This window comes from Cognatitamlana onchidii (assembly GCF_004804355.1).
GTDB classification, from domain to species: domain Bacteria; phylum Bacteroidota; class Bacteroidia; order Flavobacteriales; family Flavobacteriaceae; genus Cognatitamlana; species Cognatitamlana onchidii.
Window position 1 is genome coordinate 94,390 of record NZ_SRWZ01000002.1, and the last position, 12,878, is coordinate 107,267.

The window sequence follows — 12,878 nt, forward strand, 5'->3', positions numbered from 1 at the left end:
ATGATTAGACCATTTCAAATAACTGATGCTCAAGAGTTACTGGATATTTATAATTATTATGTACTTAATACAACGGCCACATTTGATATTGAACCACTTACGTTAGAAACGTTTAGCAACAAGCTAACGCGTATAAATAACGCCTACCCATGTATTGTTTACCAATTAGAAGGGGAAATAGTGGGGTATGCCTATGGGAGTAGGTTTAGACCAAAACCAGCATATGATTATGTAGCTGAGTCAACGGTATATGTTAAACATACAGTTCATGGAAAGCAAATTGGAACCAAGTTATATGAAACGCTAATTAGACAGTTAAGAAAAACAGAATTGCATACGGTCTTGGGAGTTCTTACCATACCCAATGCAGCAAGTATTAAACTCCATGAAAAATTTGGCTTTAAAAAAGTAGCCGAACTTAAAGAAGTTGGATTAAAGTTTGGGGAATGGCAGCATGTAGGTATTTGGCAACTAAAACTTCATTAGTTTTTCCATTTTATATTGCACCCAATGCTTGGTTTCTGGGGGTTTTCATTAGGTTTTCCTGCAATCAAACATTCCAAGGCATGCTTTAAATCGCTTCCAGTTAATGCAATTCCGTTTTCAGGTCTTGAATCATCAAGCTGGCCTCTGTAAACCAATTCAAGCATATTATCAAAAACATAAAAATCAGGGGTGCAAGCAGCATCGTATGCATGGGCTACATTTTGACTTTCGTCATACAAGTAAGGGAAGGGATACCCCTCTGTTACTGCATGTTTTTTCATGTTTTCTGGAGAATCTTGTGGGTAGTTTATAACATCATTACTCGATATTGCGATAAAGCTAATATCCTTTGATTGGAACTCATTAGCCAAAGATATCAATTGACTATTTACATGAATAACAAAAGGGCAGTGGTTACAAATAAACATAATTACCGTACCATTTTTACCTTTAAGATTGTCCAAATTCATAAGTTTACCACTAACGGTGTCCAGTAATTCAAAATAAGGAGCTTTGGTACCTAAAGGTAGCATGTTTGAAGGAGTTCTAGCCATGATTCAATTTTTACTCAAAGTTCGTGATTATTTGTATTTTTAAAAAATGAATGCTGTAATAACTTTTGAGGATTTTAAAAAAGTTGATCTCAGAATAGGGACCATTATAGAAGCTAAAGACTTTCCTGAGGCCAGACACCCAGCTTATAAATTAATGATAGACTTTGGAGACCTGGGTGTTAAGAAGTCTTCTGCACAGATAACGAGTTTGTACACAAAGGAAGCCCTAATAAATAGGCAAGTGGTGGCTGTGATTAATTTTCCTAAAAAACAGATTGGTAAATTTATGAGTGAATGTTTAGTCCTGGGAGCAGTGCATGGCAAAGACGTTATATTACTAAAGAACGAAGTTAAAGTAAAAAATGGCACTCCGGTAAGTTGATACATTCATCTATTTATAAGAAGTGTTGTTTTATAGTTTTCGTTGGCCATTACAATTGGTTAAGAATAGATATAAAAAAACCGCTATCCATCGGTAGCGGTTATATTTGTTAACTAGGTGTTTTAAATATCATCAAAGTCAATATCTGTGAAACTCCCAGGTGTTTTTAATTGATCTTCAGTAGCCCTAGGTGCTTGATCATAATCCTTCTTGAAGTCTTTTTGGTGACGTTCGCTAATAACTTCATCTCCTTTTTCACTAATAATATAATCAGTCATTTCAGCTAAAATCTCTTTAAATTCGGCAAAGTCCTCTTTGTAAATGTAGATTTTATGCTTCTTGTAATGAAACGATCCGTCATCGTTTGTAAATTTTTTACTTTCAGTAATCGTTAAGTAATAATCTTCTGCTTTTGTTGCTCTTACATCAAAAAAATAAGTGCGTCTCCCAGCTCTAAGAACTTTCGAAAAAATTTCCTCTTTCTCCATCATACCGTTATTATTCATAATTGAATTTAAAATTTGATAAATTTCATTTGTGTATCAAAAATCTAAAAAAAACCGTTACTAACCAACATTTTATGAGGTTTCTTTTTGAAATGTTACTTTTTGCTGCGTTTCGTTCAAATCAATTTCATTTAGATGTCTATTAATTAAATCCTTATGAATTGCTGGAGGTGTTTTCGCTTAGCTGTTTTAAGTATAAATGTTTGTAATACCCTTCCGAGTGTATAAGGGTGTCGTGCGTACCTTCTTGTACAATCTTACCATCGTCTAGTACAATTATTTTATCGGCATTTTTGGCAGAAGACACACGGTGACTCACTATAATAGTGGTTTTCCCTTTAGATATTTTATTGAGATTTTTTAGTATTTTTTCTTCCGTTTCTGTATCAACAGCAGATAAACAGTCGTCAAACAAAAGAATTTCTGGAGATTTAATAATTGCTCTAGCAATAGAAACACGCTGTTTCTGTCCACCTGAAAGTGTAATACCACGTTCTCCTAAAACGGTATCATAACCTTTATTGAATTTGATAATATTTTTATGAACCTGTGCGTTTTTGGCAGCGGCAATAACGTCTTCATCAGTAGCCTTTTGATTTCCAAATTTTATGTTGGTTTTTATGGTATCTGAAAATAAGAAGGCATCTTGGGGCACATAGCCAATATGGTTTCTGAGATCTGTTAAATTAAGCTGAGTAATTTCTGTATCGGCAATGGTAATGGAACCTTTATCAATATCATAGAGCCTTCCAATTAAGTCTAAAATTGTAGATTTACCCGATCCTGTTTTTCCAAGGATTGCCAAAGTATCGCCTTGTTTTATATTAAAGCTGATGCCTTTTAGGGCTTCAATATTAGTATCATCATAGGTAAAATAAACATCCTTAAAACAAATGTCTCCGGTTATCCTACTGGGTTGTGTAGCGGTATTTTTTATTTCGGGTTCAATTTTTAAAAACTCATTGATACGTTTTTGGGAGGCCTCTGCCTGTTGTACAATGGAGGTAACCCACCCAACAGTAGCTACGGGCCATGTAAGCATGTTCACATAAATAATAAACTCTGCAATGGTACCAATACTTTCAATTTCTCCGTTTATATATTGCATGCCACCAACATAAATAACCAGCAAATTACTGGCGCCTATTAGTAAAATCATCATTGGGAAAAACCAAGCTTGCACCTTAGTTAATTCAATTTGTTTCCCTTTACTTTCTGCTGCTAGAGTTTTAAAATTTGTTGAAGTTTGCGGCTCTATACTATAGGCTTTAATAACAGAAATACCACTAAATGACTCTTGGGTGTAAGTGGAAAGCTTAGATAAGTACTCTTGCACAATGGTGCTACGTTTATGTATTTCTTTACTGAGTTTATAAATAATTACTGAAAGAATGGGTAGCGGTAAAATAGTATACAAGGTTAATTTTGGTGATGCATTAACCATGTAAATAATAACAATTACAAATAGGGCAATCGTATTGATGCTGTACATAATGGCGGGCCCGGCGTACATTCTAACCCTACCAACATCTTCAGTAATTCTATTCATTAAATCACCAGTTCTATTCTTTTTGTAAAAATTAAGAGTTAGTTTTTGGTATTGCTCATAAATCTCATTCTTAAGGTCGTATTCAATATAACGGGATACGTTTATTATGGTTTGCCTCATAAAAAACGTTAAAACACCGCCAATTACTGCGGCACCAATTATTAGTAGAATAACCTCCGTAAGTTCAGATTTAACGATGTCTAGAGAAACCCCGCCGTTGGTGTGTTTTTCAATAACAACAAATATTTGCTTAACATATCTTGGTGTATAAAGCAAAAATATCCTGGCTACAATGGTAATGATAATACCAAGAACCAAATGAGTCTTGTACTTTAAAAAGTATTTATTTAAATGTTGTAATTCTTTCATGAGCAATGAACACAAATAGAAGCGCAAATATAGGGTTTAAAAGATTAGTATACGCGCGTAAATAAAGCGTGCTATGTTAAATATAGCTTAAAGCGTCATGAAAATAATAAAATGAATATTACTGCAGGTTATATTAAATATAGTATTATTTTTGCCCTGGTAAAAACAATGAAAGTCTTCATATTTTTTAAATAAAGTTCTTTGTAATGATGTTAAGCAGACGACATATTCGTGTAAAAGTAATGCAAACGTTATATGCTTTTAAAGGGAGCGAAAGCGACGATTTAAGTAAAGATCAGAAGTTTTTACTTTTTAGTATTGATAATATGTTTAATCTCTACCTCTTAATAATGTCTTTGTTAATAGAGGTTCAAAAGAGAGCTGAAAACGATTTACAAAAAAAACAGAACAAACACCTTCCTACTAAGGAAGACAAAGATCCCAATAGAAAATTTATTAATAATCAACTTCTTAAACTTTTAAAGTCTAATACAAGTTTAAATGAAGCATTCGAGGCACATAAGATTTCGAATTGGGAATTGGATGGTGAGTATGTGGACGTTATTTTTAAGGAAATATTAGCTAGCGATCTTTACCAAGATTACATGAGCACTAGAGTCTCTGATTTTAAAGAAGATAAAGACTTTATTGTTGACATTTTTAAAGAGGTTATTGCTCCAAACGATAAACTTTACGATTATTTAGAAGATAAAAATTTAACTTGGTTAGACGATTTACCAACTGTAAATACCACCATTTTAAAGATGCTTCGAAAAGTGAAAAATACAGCGCCAGAGCGTTATTTTGTGCCTAAGCTGTATAAAGACCATGAAGACAAACAGTTTGCTATCGATTTGTTTAGAAAGACACTTTTAAATAGAACGGCAATCAATAAAGAAATTGAGGAGAAAACTAAAAACTGGGATGCCGACCGCATTGCCAATGTTGATTATGTTCTATTACAGATGGCCATATCTGAGTTAAAAAACTTTCCATCGATACCAGTTAAAGTTACTATTAATGAGTATTTAGAAATATCTAAAGAGTATTCTACACCTAAAAGCAGTATTTTTATTAATGGTATTTTGGATAAGCTTGTTAAGGAGTATGAATCTTCGGGTACATTAAAAAAAGTAGGACGGGGCTTAATGTAGCCATCTGTTAAGAACGTTATAAAAGTTTTTAGTAGACCAAATAATTATTATTTTTACAGACCAAAATTTTTAAATAAGAGTTATGAGAAAAATAGTTTTAGGATTAAGTACTTTGTGCTTGCTAGCGTTTGCATCTTGTAAAGAAAATGCTGCCCAGAAGATAGAAGCGCGAAATATTGAAGCGGCTGCTGAAAGAGATGCTGTGGCTTCAAAATTCCCAGTGATAGAGTTTGATAAAAAAGAGCACGATTTTGGAGAAATAGAATCAAGACAGGCGGTTGAAACTGTTTTTAGTTATAAAAATACGGGCGATGCACCATTAGTTATTACAGATATTAAGAGTTCTTGCGGTTGTACAGTGCCACAAGATTGGAGCAGAGAACCATTGGCTCCAGGTGCTACAGGAAAGTTTACTGTAAAGTTTAACGGTAGTGGGTCTAACAAAATAACAAAAACAATTACAGTTACAGCCAACACTGAAAAGGGATCGGAACTAGTTAAAATTACAGCTTTTGTAAAACCAGATCCTAATAAAGCAAAACCAACAAGCTAAAAGCTAAATTTAAATAATATGGGAGAAGGTGGAATAGGTAGTTTATTACCATTCGTATTAATGTTCGTTGTGGTTTATTTCTTTATGATTGCACCACAAATGAAACGAGCAAAAAAAGAAAAGAAATTCGCTGCAGAGTTAAAGCGCGGTGATAAAGTGATTACCAAAAGTGGTTTACACGGTAAGGTAGCCGAATTAAACGATAAAGATAACAGCTGTGTTTTAGAGACCATGGCTGGTAAACTAAAATTTGATAGATCTTCAATTTCTATGGAGTTAAGTTCAAAACTTAACGCACCAGAAAAAGCTAAATAAGGCTATAGATTATCTTTAACAAAAAAGGCTTCCTAATTGCAATTAGTAAGCCTTTTTTGTTTTTTAACACCCGTTACGATAGTAAGCCATCTATAGAAATATACCGTTCACCAGTGTCATAATTCATGGTGAGTACGATGTCGTTTGAATTAAATTCGTTTATTTTTTTTCTAACAGCAGCTAAAGATGCTCCAGAAGATATACCAACCAATATGCCTTCGGTTTTTGCTATATTCTGTACTTCAGCAAAAGCTTCTTCTTTTGTAATTCTAATCGCGCCATCTAGGGAAGCTCTATTTAATACTTCAGGGAAAAAACCTGGGCCAATGCCTTGTAGAGGATGTGGTCCTGGTTCGCCACCAGATAGAACAGGAGAATCGTTAGGTTCTACAGCATATACTTTTAAACCAGAGAATTTTTCTTTTAAAACTTCTGCCATACCCGTAATGTGACCACCTGTTCCCACACCAGTAATTAAATAATCGATCCCATTAGGGAAATCGTTAATAACTTCCTTGGCTGTAGTTTGCCTATGAATTTCTGGGTTTGCAGGGTTTGTAAATTGCGACGGCATCCAAGCATTTTTATTTTTTGCCACCATGTCGTCTGCTTTGGCAATAGTACCGCCTAGTCCTTCTTCCTTTGGTGTTAGAACTAAGTTAGCCCCATAAGCTGCCATCAAAGCGCGTCTTTCTACAGACATCGATTCTGGCATTACCAAAGTAAGTTTGTATCCTTTCACAGCGCATACCATGGCTAAACCAACGCCTGTATTGCCCGATGTGGGTTCTATAATGTCTGTGTCCTTTGTAATAAGTCCTTTGCTTTCGGCATCTTCTATCATCGATAAGGCAATACGGTCTTTAATACTTCCCCCTGGGTTTGCTTTTTCAAGCTTCATCCATACATTGGCATCTGGGAATAATTTGCTCAATCTCACCACGGGGGTGTCACCAACGCCTTCTAAAATGTTATTAATTTTCATAATGATTTATTTAAATAGCTTTATATGTAATGTTAACAGTTTTTGTACTTATCATTTAAACCGACACCTTTTAAAATTAAAGGTTTTATCTTATCTAGTCGGTTTTGTTTGGTCGTTTCTTTTTTGGCGGAGGATATATGCTCGCAATACTCTCTTTGTTTTGCAGGCGATAATCTTTCAAAAGCTAGTTTCATGGACGCATTGTTTTTTAAAAGAGCTTTTAAAAGATCAGGAATACGTATTTCTTTTTTAGAGCGATCTGGCTTGATTTCTTTTCCTAATTTCTGATTTTCAATGGCTTCTTTTACATAGGCCAAAACAATCTCTGTATTTATATCCTCAATGTTTTTAAAATGCATTTGACGCATGGCTTTGGTTTTATTCTCTTGGGCATTTTGTAATACTTGGAGTTTATCTTCTAAAAAAACGCCATTAAAAAACCAGATACCAAAGTGGTTTTTAAAAGCCCCCATGCTTAGAACGTTTTTATTATTTAGAGCATATACAGGAGCATTCCATTTTATATATTCTTCTAGTTCTGTGGAGCGTATAATGCTTCGTAATAATTTTAAAGCCTCCCTGTAGTGAGCATGTACTTCAATATATTCTTCAACAGAACTTACTTTTTTCATTTTTGAAGGAGTTAAATAATGAATTAATAAAAATAGCCAATAAATTTTAGTTTAATTAAAATCTATTGGCTGTAATTAGTGTGTCCTTAGCAATGGCGCTTATTCAGTCTTATTTTATTACCACAGCATTATATTAACATTAGCACCAAAGGCATAAGAATCGTAGTTTGTAGTTTTACGCTCTTTAGGAAAATAAATTGGAGCACCATTATTAAAATCTTCCATATAGGTGACGTCATATTTTAAATCGGCCCAGTTATAATCAAAGAAAGCACCTAAAGATAAATTTTTGCTAATAACCCTTTTGTAATATAGGCCCGAAGTCCAACTAAAAGATGTCTTGGGATCGTAATCGGCATAAACAAACTCTTGTGGCGGATCTTCCTTTAAATCAAATGTATTTTGTTTTTCTCTAACAAAAATCTTGGTATTAGGACCAGAAACAACCCCTGCTTGTAATTTTGCTCCTAAAATATTTTTACCAAAAGGTATTTGATAATGTGGTCCAAAATAATACAGTCTGTTACCTGCAGATTGCGGTAGCACCTCAAATCCGGCAGCATCAAATTCAGCTTTTAAAGCATCGCTTATCGTGTTTGGGAAACTTTGAAACCCTATTTCACCTCCTAAACCTAAATGTCTGTTAAAAAAGTATGCCCCTTCAAACGAAATCTTAAACCCTTCTTTAGCTTCAAGACCCGGCTCATTGCCATCCGTAGAATTAACCAAACTAGCATACCCCACTTTAACGCCAAGAAAAGACGGTTTCGATTCATTAATTTTACGTTCTGTAATTTCTATGTTATTAATACCTTTTTCTTTCCACCAGCCATCATTTAAAAAGTAAGCAAGTTCTGTAGAACCAATACCAATACCGGCTCCGGCAAACACATCAGAAATCCAGTGTCTGTCATTTAATTGCCTCATAACGCCTGTAAATGTGGCCAAAGTATAGGCTGCTATACTATAAAATGGGCTGCGGTGTTTGTATTCTTTATGAAATATATGCGCTCCCATAAAAGCGGTGGCTGTGTGCCCCGAAGGGAAAGAATTATTGGCAGAACCATCAGGTCTAGGCTCTGCAATACTATACTTCATTCCTTGAACCACAATAATATTGATTCCTATGGCTGTTCCAATAGTAGACATTTTACGATACGTACTATGCTTACTTTTTATGCCTGCAGCATCTAAGGCAAATACGGCAGCATAGGGCACGTATTGCGTGATATCTTCAATCGTATTATGGAAATTTGGTAAATACCTATTAATTTCATCTTTTACCCCAACTTTAAAGTCGGTATTAAAATGCATGATAGTACCCGCCGTAATTAATCCTCCAGCTATTAATAGGGACGTTCCAGTGTCTGTCTTGTACCATTTTTCCTTTACTACTAGGCTTGAATCTTGCAGATTAAAGTAATCGTTGGCAAATTTACCGTCTGCTGCATTTGAAAAATTATTATGGGTATTTTCATACTCACCGTTTTTATTTACATATAGTTGATGGAAATTTATATTCTGCGATGGTCTTAAGTTATTGTTTGTCTTACTATAATTGGAAGCAAAACTAGCCTTTGTCTTAGGGTTTAATGTATATTGAGCAAAACCAAAATTTATGGTTAGACTTAATATAAAAGCTATTGAAATTCTCATGTTTGTAGTCGTTTTGTTATTTAGTTTTTTAAGAAAGCGTATGTTGTACACTACTATTAAATTATTAAAATGAGTAACCTAAAGTAATGCCATACCTAAAAGAAGGTAATATTAGGCTGTCACTAGTGTTTGATGATGAAAACTCGAAATCTGCATTAATTAAATCAAAAATAGAAATTAATTCTAGTTCATCATTAAGATCAATCCAAAATTCATCTGGTGCGGCGACTATTTCTTTGAACTCAAATCTATAATTTCCAGCGCCTGGACCTGCAATCATAAAATCGATATAAAATCGTTTGGAGACAGGTAATTTATAGCCCACCATAAACCCTAGACTATTGGTTCTTATGTTTACATCATAGTGAAAAGGGAAATCTCCATCCTCATTCATATATATGCCTTTGAATTCAGACTTTAAATTAACATAGGTGATATACGCTCCAAAATAAAACCCGCTAAGCATGCCCTGAGTATGTTCGTTTAGATAATACTTAACTTCCGGAACAATTCTAAATCCGCTATATGTCAAGTCATTAGTTTTGAAGAATTCAGAATCAAGCCCTGAGATTTTTAGCAAGCCGTCTTTGGTTTTGTTACCAACGCTTAATGCTACACCAATGTGCCTACCAACTGCCCGTTCGTAACCTACGGTATATCTGCCGTTAATAACATCTGTTAATTGAAACTTGACCTCGTTTTTATGCATAGGTCTTGTTTCTTTTTGTTCTTCTTGGGCTAGTACCGGAGCCATGCTAAGAAGAAGGATAAGGATTGGTAATAGCGATTTCATAATAAATTTTATTGTTAGTTCTAATTCGTATTTAAGTTTGAAAAAGGTTGTACTATTGGGACAGCATAACTCCTCTAAATATTGTTGTTTTAGAAGCAAAATTTAATAAGTGAAAGCAAAACACAACTTTACAAATTAATAAGAGCACTGAGGACTTTTTGTTATTGGTGAAAAGATGTCTTACTTTATTCATTGTTGCTTCATTTTTTGAATTGTTTATTTTGTATGTCAGCTTAAAACACAAATTCTATTAAAAAACGTAAATCATATACGGTTCCCTTGGTAGGCCTTATTACATTTTTAAAGAATTGAAGGCCTGTATTAAGTGTTGTTGTTTTTCCTAAAGGGAATTGGTATTGGCCACCACCTCCCAGAGGTAAATAAACAGCCTCGCTAGATGGCTTATTCCAGTATACAGATACCCCATAAGGCATATAAATAAGGTCGAATCTTTTAGCTACATTATATACAACAAAGGGTTTAATCATAAGCATATTTACATCTTTTCGTTGTGATGATCCGGCAACAGACCAAAGTTGAAGCGCTATGGCTCCAGCAAATAATCTGCCATTTTCATATTCATAGTCAAAGCTAGGCCCAATAGACCATTTGCCACTTCCTAATGAAGGGTCTGCAGCAGTGGGTAATTGAGCTGCAAATCCCAGTGATAGATGATGTTTCCCATGGTGTGCTCCCTTTTTAGTAAACCAAAAGCCCATAAGTAAATCGTTAATGCCATCTACGGCTTTTATATTTCCGCCTTCAATAGGGTTTCCAACTGGCTGCCCTGGAATGGGTCTTGGGTATTGATTTACCTCAAAGTAAGAGATGTTTTTAATATTATACTTTCCTACTTTTATGGTGCTCTCAAATTCTAAGCCTAGGGTACTCGCATCATCCCCTGAGTCATTAAGAAAACTGAAAAATGGCCAAGTTCTTTGGGAGTCTAATCTGTAAAAAGGTTTCGTGCTTTCTCTACCCTCACGAGTTGTTTCATTATGAGCTTCTTCTTGCGCATAAGTGTTAAAACTAACAGAGAAGAGAATTATAAACAGTCTAAATAGCTTCTTGTACACTTTCATTGGTTTGTTGTTTAGCGCCATTCTTTAAAAGGCATATTGTATCTATCCTAAATTAAATAGGCATGGTATAGGTAAAGTTTAATCGAAAGGAGTTTTGAACTGCTGGCCCCTCCCAACTTTTATATAGTGCACTTGTTTGATATTCTGCATAGGCATTAATAGAGCCTTTATCTAAAACCCAAACTTTACCCAAACGAAGTCCTATGGGGAGATAAAAACTTTTACTACTCCAATCGTATTGTGCCACCATATCGCCATTTCCGGCATAGTATCCCGAGTCTCCAAATCTATAATTTAAAAACGGTGCAATTCCTAAAGGGTTGGTAGTGGCGGATCCTGCAGGTAATGTACGCGGATCAATAGATCGCCATGACTGTGTTAGTAAAACACCATAAAACCAACGTCCCGAGGTGTTTACTAAGGCCCCAGAAAGCCCATAACCCCATTCATCTCTAGCTACCTTTTCATTTCCTGGAAGGGTTACCATTGGACCTATACCAGTACGTCCTGTTCCCCAATCAAAGGCCTTTGGTATGATTAAGGCAAAAATCTCCGTGTTTCCTATGCCGCTGTCTCCAGTATTCACATTTTCATAATGCCTTAAAGTAACGCGTGGCAAAATAGTAAGGCCTTTTAAAGGGATTGGTGCGACAATGCGAAGTTGCACATAATTATCTAAACCGGCTGCTCTAGGAGCACCGTTTACAATGTCGCTGTAATAATCTGGCATGCTTTGATAAGCAAATTGAAAACTCCATTGTGTTGCCGTTGCATCTAGTGCTTTGGTGGTATCATCCTGTCCACCTTCTCCTGAATTTTCTTCCTCTTGTGAAAAAGAGATTAACGATGCGGAAAGGAAAATTAAAAGTAAAAAATGTTTCATATTATAAGTGTTAATTTGTAAGTTGTTTTGCAGATGTATGCCATCTGTATTGATACGTTAATGTTAGGGCGTCAAAATCACTACCTCTTTCAAATCGTATGCCTGAAACATAGCCAATTTTAAGGGCATGTCTGTTAATGGGTATGGCATAGTGCAGACCAAATCGCATAGCAGAAATTTTAGAATCGCGCTCTACATTATTGACTATCACACGACCTCCAATGCCATATCCAATGTTGGCCGATATCCACATGTTTTCTGGCAGATCTCTTATAAGGTGAAATTTGACTGTGTAAAGCGGTTTTTGCCCTAGTTTGTTTCCGTTTAGGTAATTTGTGTTATTGGTAAACAGCCAGATGCTGGCATAGGTTTCGATATTCCATTTATTAAGAGTTTTGGCGAACCCCCATTGTGGCTTAAAGGCCAATCTATTGGATCCCAAGTTTACCAATTCATTAGAGTTGTATTTCCCAGTGGGCACAATCACTTGTATACTAAAACCTGAGATAACATCTGCTGTATAATTGGAAAACTCTGTTATAGACATGGCTGGTGAGTTCAAAAAGTTAAAGGATAAGCGTACTCTTAAATCGCCAAAACCATCTTGTGAAAAGCGGTCGGGTAAACCTACAACTTCACCATTCCAATCTCCAAAAACATAGGGGAGTACCGCATCAATTTTAGCTGACTGCCCAAAAAAATTAATGGATCTTACATAGGCAAAAACAAAGCTGTTCAGTCTAGCATCTAATCCATCAATAGGTAGGGAAGGGTCTAATAAGATATTACCGCTTGTATATGCATAACTACCTAATAAAAAATTAGTGCCGATAGGTAAATTTGTTATGGCTCGTGGTTCTAGATCTTGTGCATAACTAGAATCCCCAAAAACTAGGAATATGAAAATGAAAAAAGACAATTTTAATACTTTCATGATTCATTATTCTATCGCCATCTGCAAGATTAAATGAACATGCGA

Annotated in this window: 15 protein-coding genes; 5 read left to right on the forward strand and 10 right to left on the reverse strand. The window is 35.1% G+C overall.

Going from position 1 to position 12,878, the window contains the following annotated elements; translation table 11 throughout:
• Positions 1-486 (forward strand): GNAT family N-acetyltransferase, encoded by a 486-nt coding sequence (locus E5D58_RS04255; protein WP_136480603.1) that lies wholly within the window; start codon positions 1-3, stop codon positions 484-486.
• Here the strand turns inward: E5D58_RS04255 and E5D58_RS04260 are convergent.
• Complete coding sequence (locus E5D58_RS04260) at positions 483-1,040, reverse strand: thioredoxin family protein (protein ID WP_136480604.1); 558 nt, start codon at positions 1,038-1,040, stop codon at positions 483-485. The two genes, E5D58_RS04255 and E5D58_RS04260, sit on opposite strands and share 4 nt — an antisense overlap.
• 46 nt (positions 1,041-1,086) lie before the next feature.
• Here E5D58_RS04260 and E5D58_RS04265 point away from each other — a divergent pair, with 46 nt between their 5' ends.
• On the forward strand, positions 1,087-1,422 hold the full coding sequence (locus E5D58_RS04265) for a tRNA-binding protein (protein ID WP_136480605.1): 336 nt from the start codon (positions 1,087-1,089) through the stop codon (positions 1,420-1,422).
• A 122-nt stretch (positions 1,423-1,544) separates the two neighbouring features.
• Here the strand turns inward: E5D58_RS04265 and E5D58_RS04270 are convergent, their stop codons facing one another.
• Both E5D58_RS04270 and E5D58_RS04275 read right to left on the reverse strand, forming a co-directional pair.
• Complete coding sequence (locus E5D58_RS04270; protein WP_136480606.1) at positions 1,545-1,928, reverse strand: PUR family DNA/RNA-binding protein; 384 nt, start codon at positions 1,926-1,928, stop codon at positions 1,545-1,547.
• Between the two features lie 154 nt (positions 1,929-2,082).
• Positions 2,083-3,846, reverse strand: coding sequence for an ABC transporter ATP-binding protein (locus tag E5D58_RS04275; RefSeq protein WP_136480607.1), 1,764 nt, complete (start codon positions 3,844-3,846; stop codon positions 2,083-2,085).
• Between the two features lie 206 nt (positions 3,847-4,052).
• On the opposite strand from E5D58_RS04275, the gene nusB reads away from it, so the two are divergent.
• The 3 genes from nusB to yajC all read left to right on the forward strand — a co-directional run bounded on the left by nusB (position 4,053) and on the right by yajC (position 5,868).
• Positions 4,053-5,000 (forward strand): transcription antitermination factor NusB, encoded by a 948-nt coding sequence (nusB, locus tag E5D58_RS04280; protein WP_136480608.1) that lies wholly within the window; start codon positions 4,053-4,055, stop codon positions 4,998-5,000.
• Positions 5,001-5,082: 82 nt separating this feature from the next.
• Complete coding sequence (locus tag E5D58_RS04285; protein ID WP_136480609.1) at positions 5,083-5,553, forward strand: DUF1573 domain-containing protein; 471 nt, start codon at positions 5,083-5,085, stop codon at positions 5,551-5,553.
• 18 nt (positions 5,554-5,571) lie between these two features.
• On the forward strand, positions 5,572-5,868 hold the full coding sequence (gene yajC, locus E5D58_RS04290; protein ID WP_136480610.1) for a preprotein translocase subunit YajC: 297 nt from the start codon (positions 5,572-5,574) through the stop codon (positions 5,866-5,868).
• 73 nt (positions 5,869-5,941) lie between these two features.
• Here yajC and cysK read toward each other — a convergent pair whose 3' ends face one another.
• From cysK to E5D58_RS04325, 7 genes are all read right to left on the reverse strand, one after another.
• Positions 5,942-6,853, reverse strand: a complete 912-nt coding sequence (gene cysK / locus E5D58_RS04295; protein ID WP_136480611.1) for a cysteine synthase A — start codon at positions 6,851-6,853, stop codon at positions 5,942-5,944.
• Between the two features lie 32 nt (positions 6,854-6,885).
• Entirely contained in the window at positions 6,886-7,485 is a 600-nt protein-coding gene (locus E5D58_RS04300; protein ID WP_136480612.1) for a YdeI/OmpD-associated family protein, read from the reverse strand.
• Positions 7,486-7,602: 117 nt separating this feature from the next.
• Complete coding sequence (locus E5D58_RS04305; RefSeq protein ID WP_136480613.1) at positions 7,603-9,141, reverse strand: phosphatase PAP2 family protein; 1,539 nt, start codon at positions 9,139-9,141, stop codon at positions 7,603-7,605.
• A 64-nt stretch (positions 9,142-9,205) separates the two neighbouring features.
• Positions 9,206-9,934, reverse strand: coding sequence for a DUF3575 domain-containing protein (locus tag E5D58_RS04310; protein WP_136480614.1), 729 nt, complete (start codon positions 9,932-9,934; stop codon positions 9,206-9,208).
• A gap of 233 nt (positions 9,935-10,167) precedes the next feature.
• Positions 10,168-11,016: a hypothetical protein gene (locus tag E5D58_RS04315; RefSeq protein WP_136480615.1), complete on the reverse strand. Its 849-nt coding sequence runs from the start codon at positions 11,014-11,016 to the stop codon at positions 10,168-10,170.
• A gap of 52 nt (positions 11,017-11,068) precedes the next feature.
• A complete protein-coding gene (locus E5D58_RS04320) occupies positions 11,069-11,899 on the reverse strand; it encodes a hypothetical protein (protein ID WP_136480616.1) in 831 nt (276 codons plus the stop codon).
• 10 nt (positions 11,900-11,909) lie between these two features.
• The gene (locus tag E5D58_RS04325; protein ID WP_136480617.1) at positions 11,910-12,833 is read right to left on the reverse strand and encodes a transporter; all 924 of its coding nucleotides are present in this window, start codon (positions 12,831-12,833) and stop codon (positions 11,910-11,912) included.
• Between the last annotated feature and the right edge of the window lie 45 nt (positions 12,834-12,878).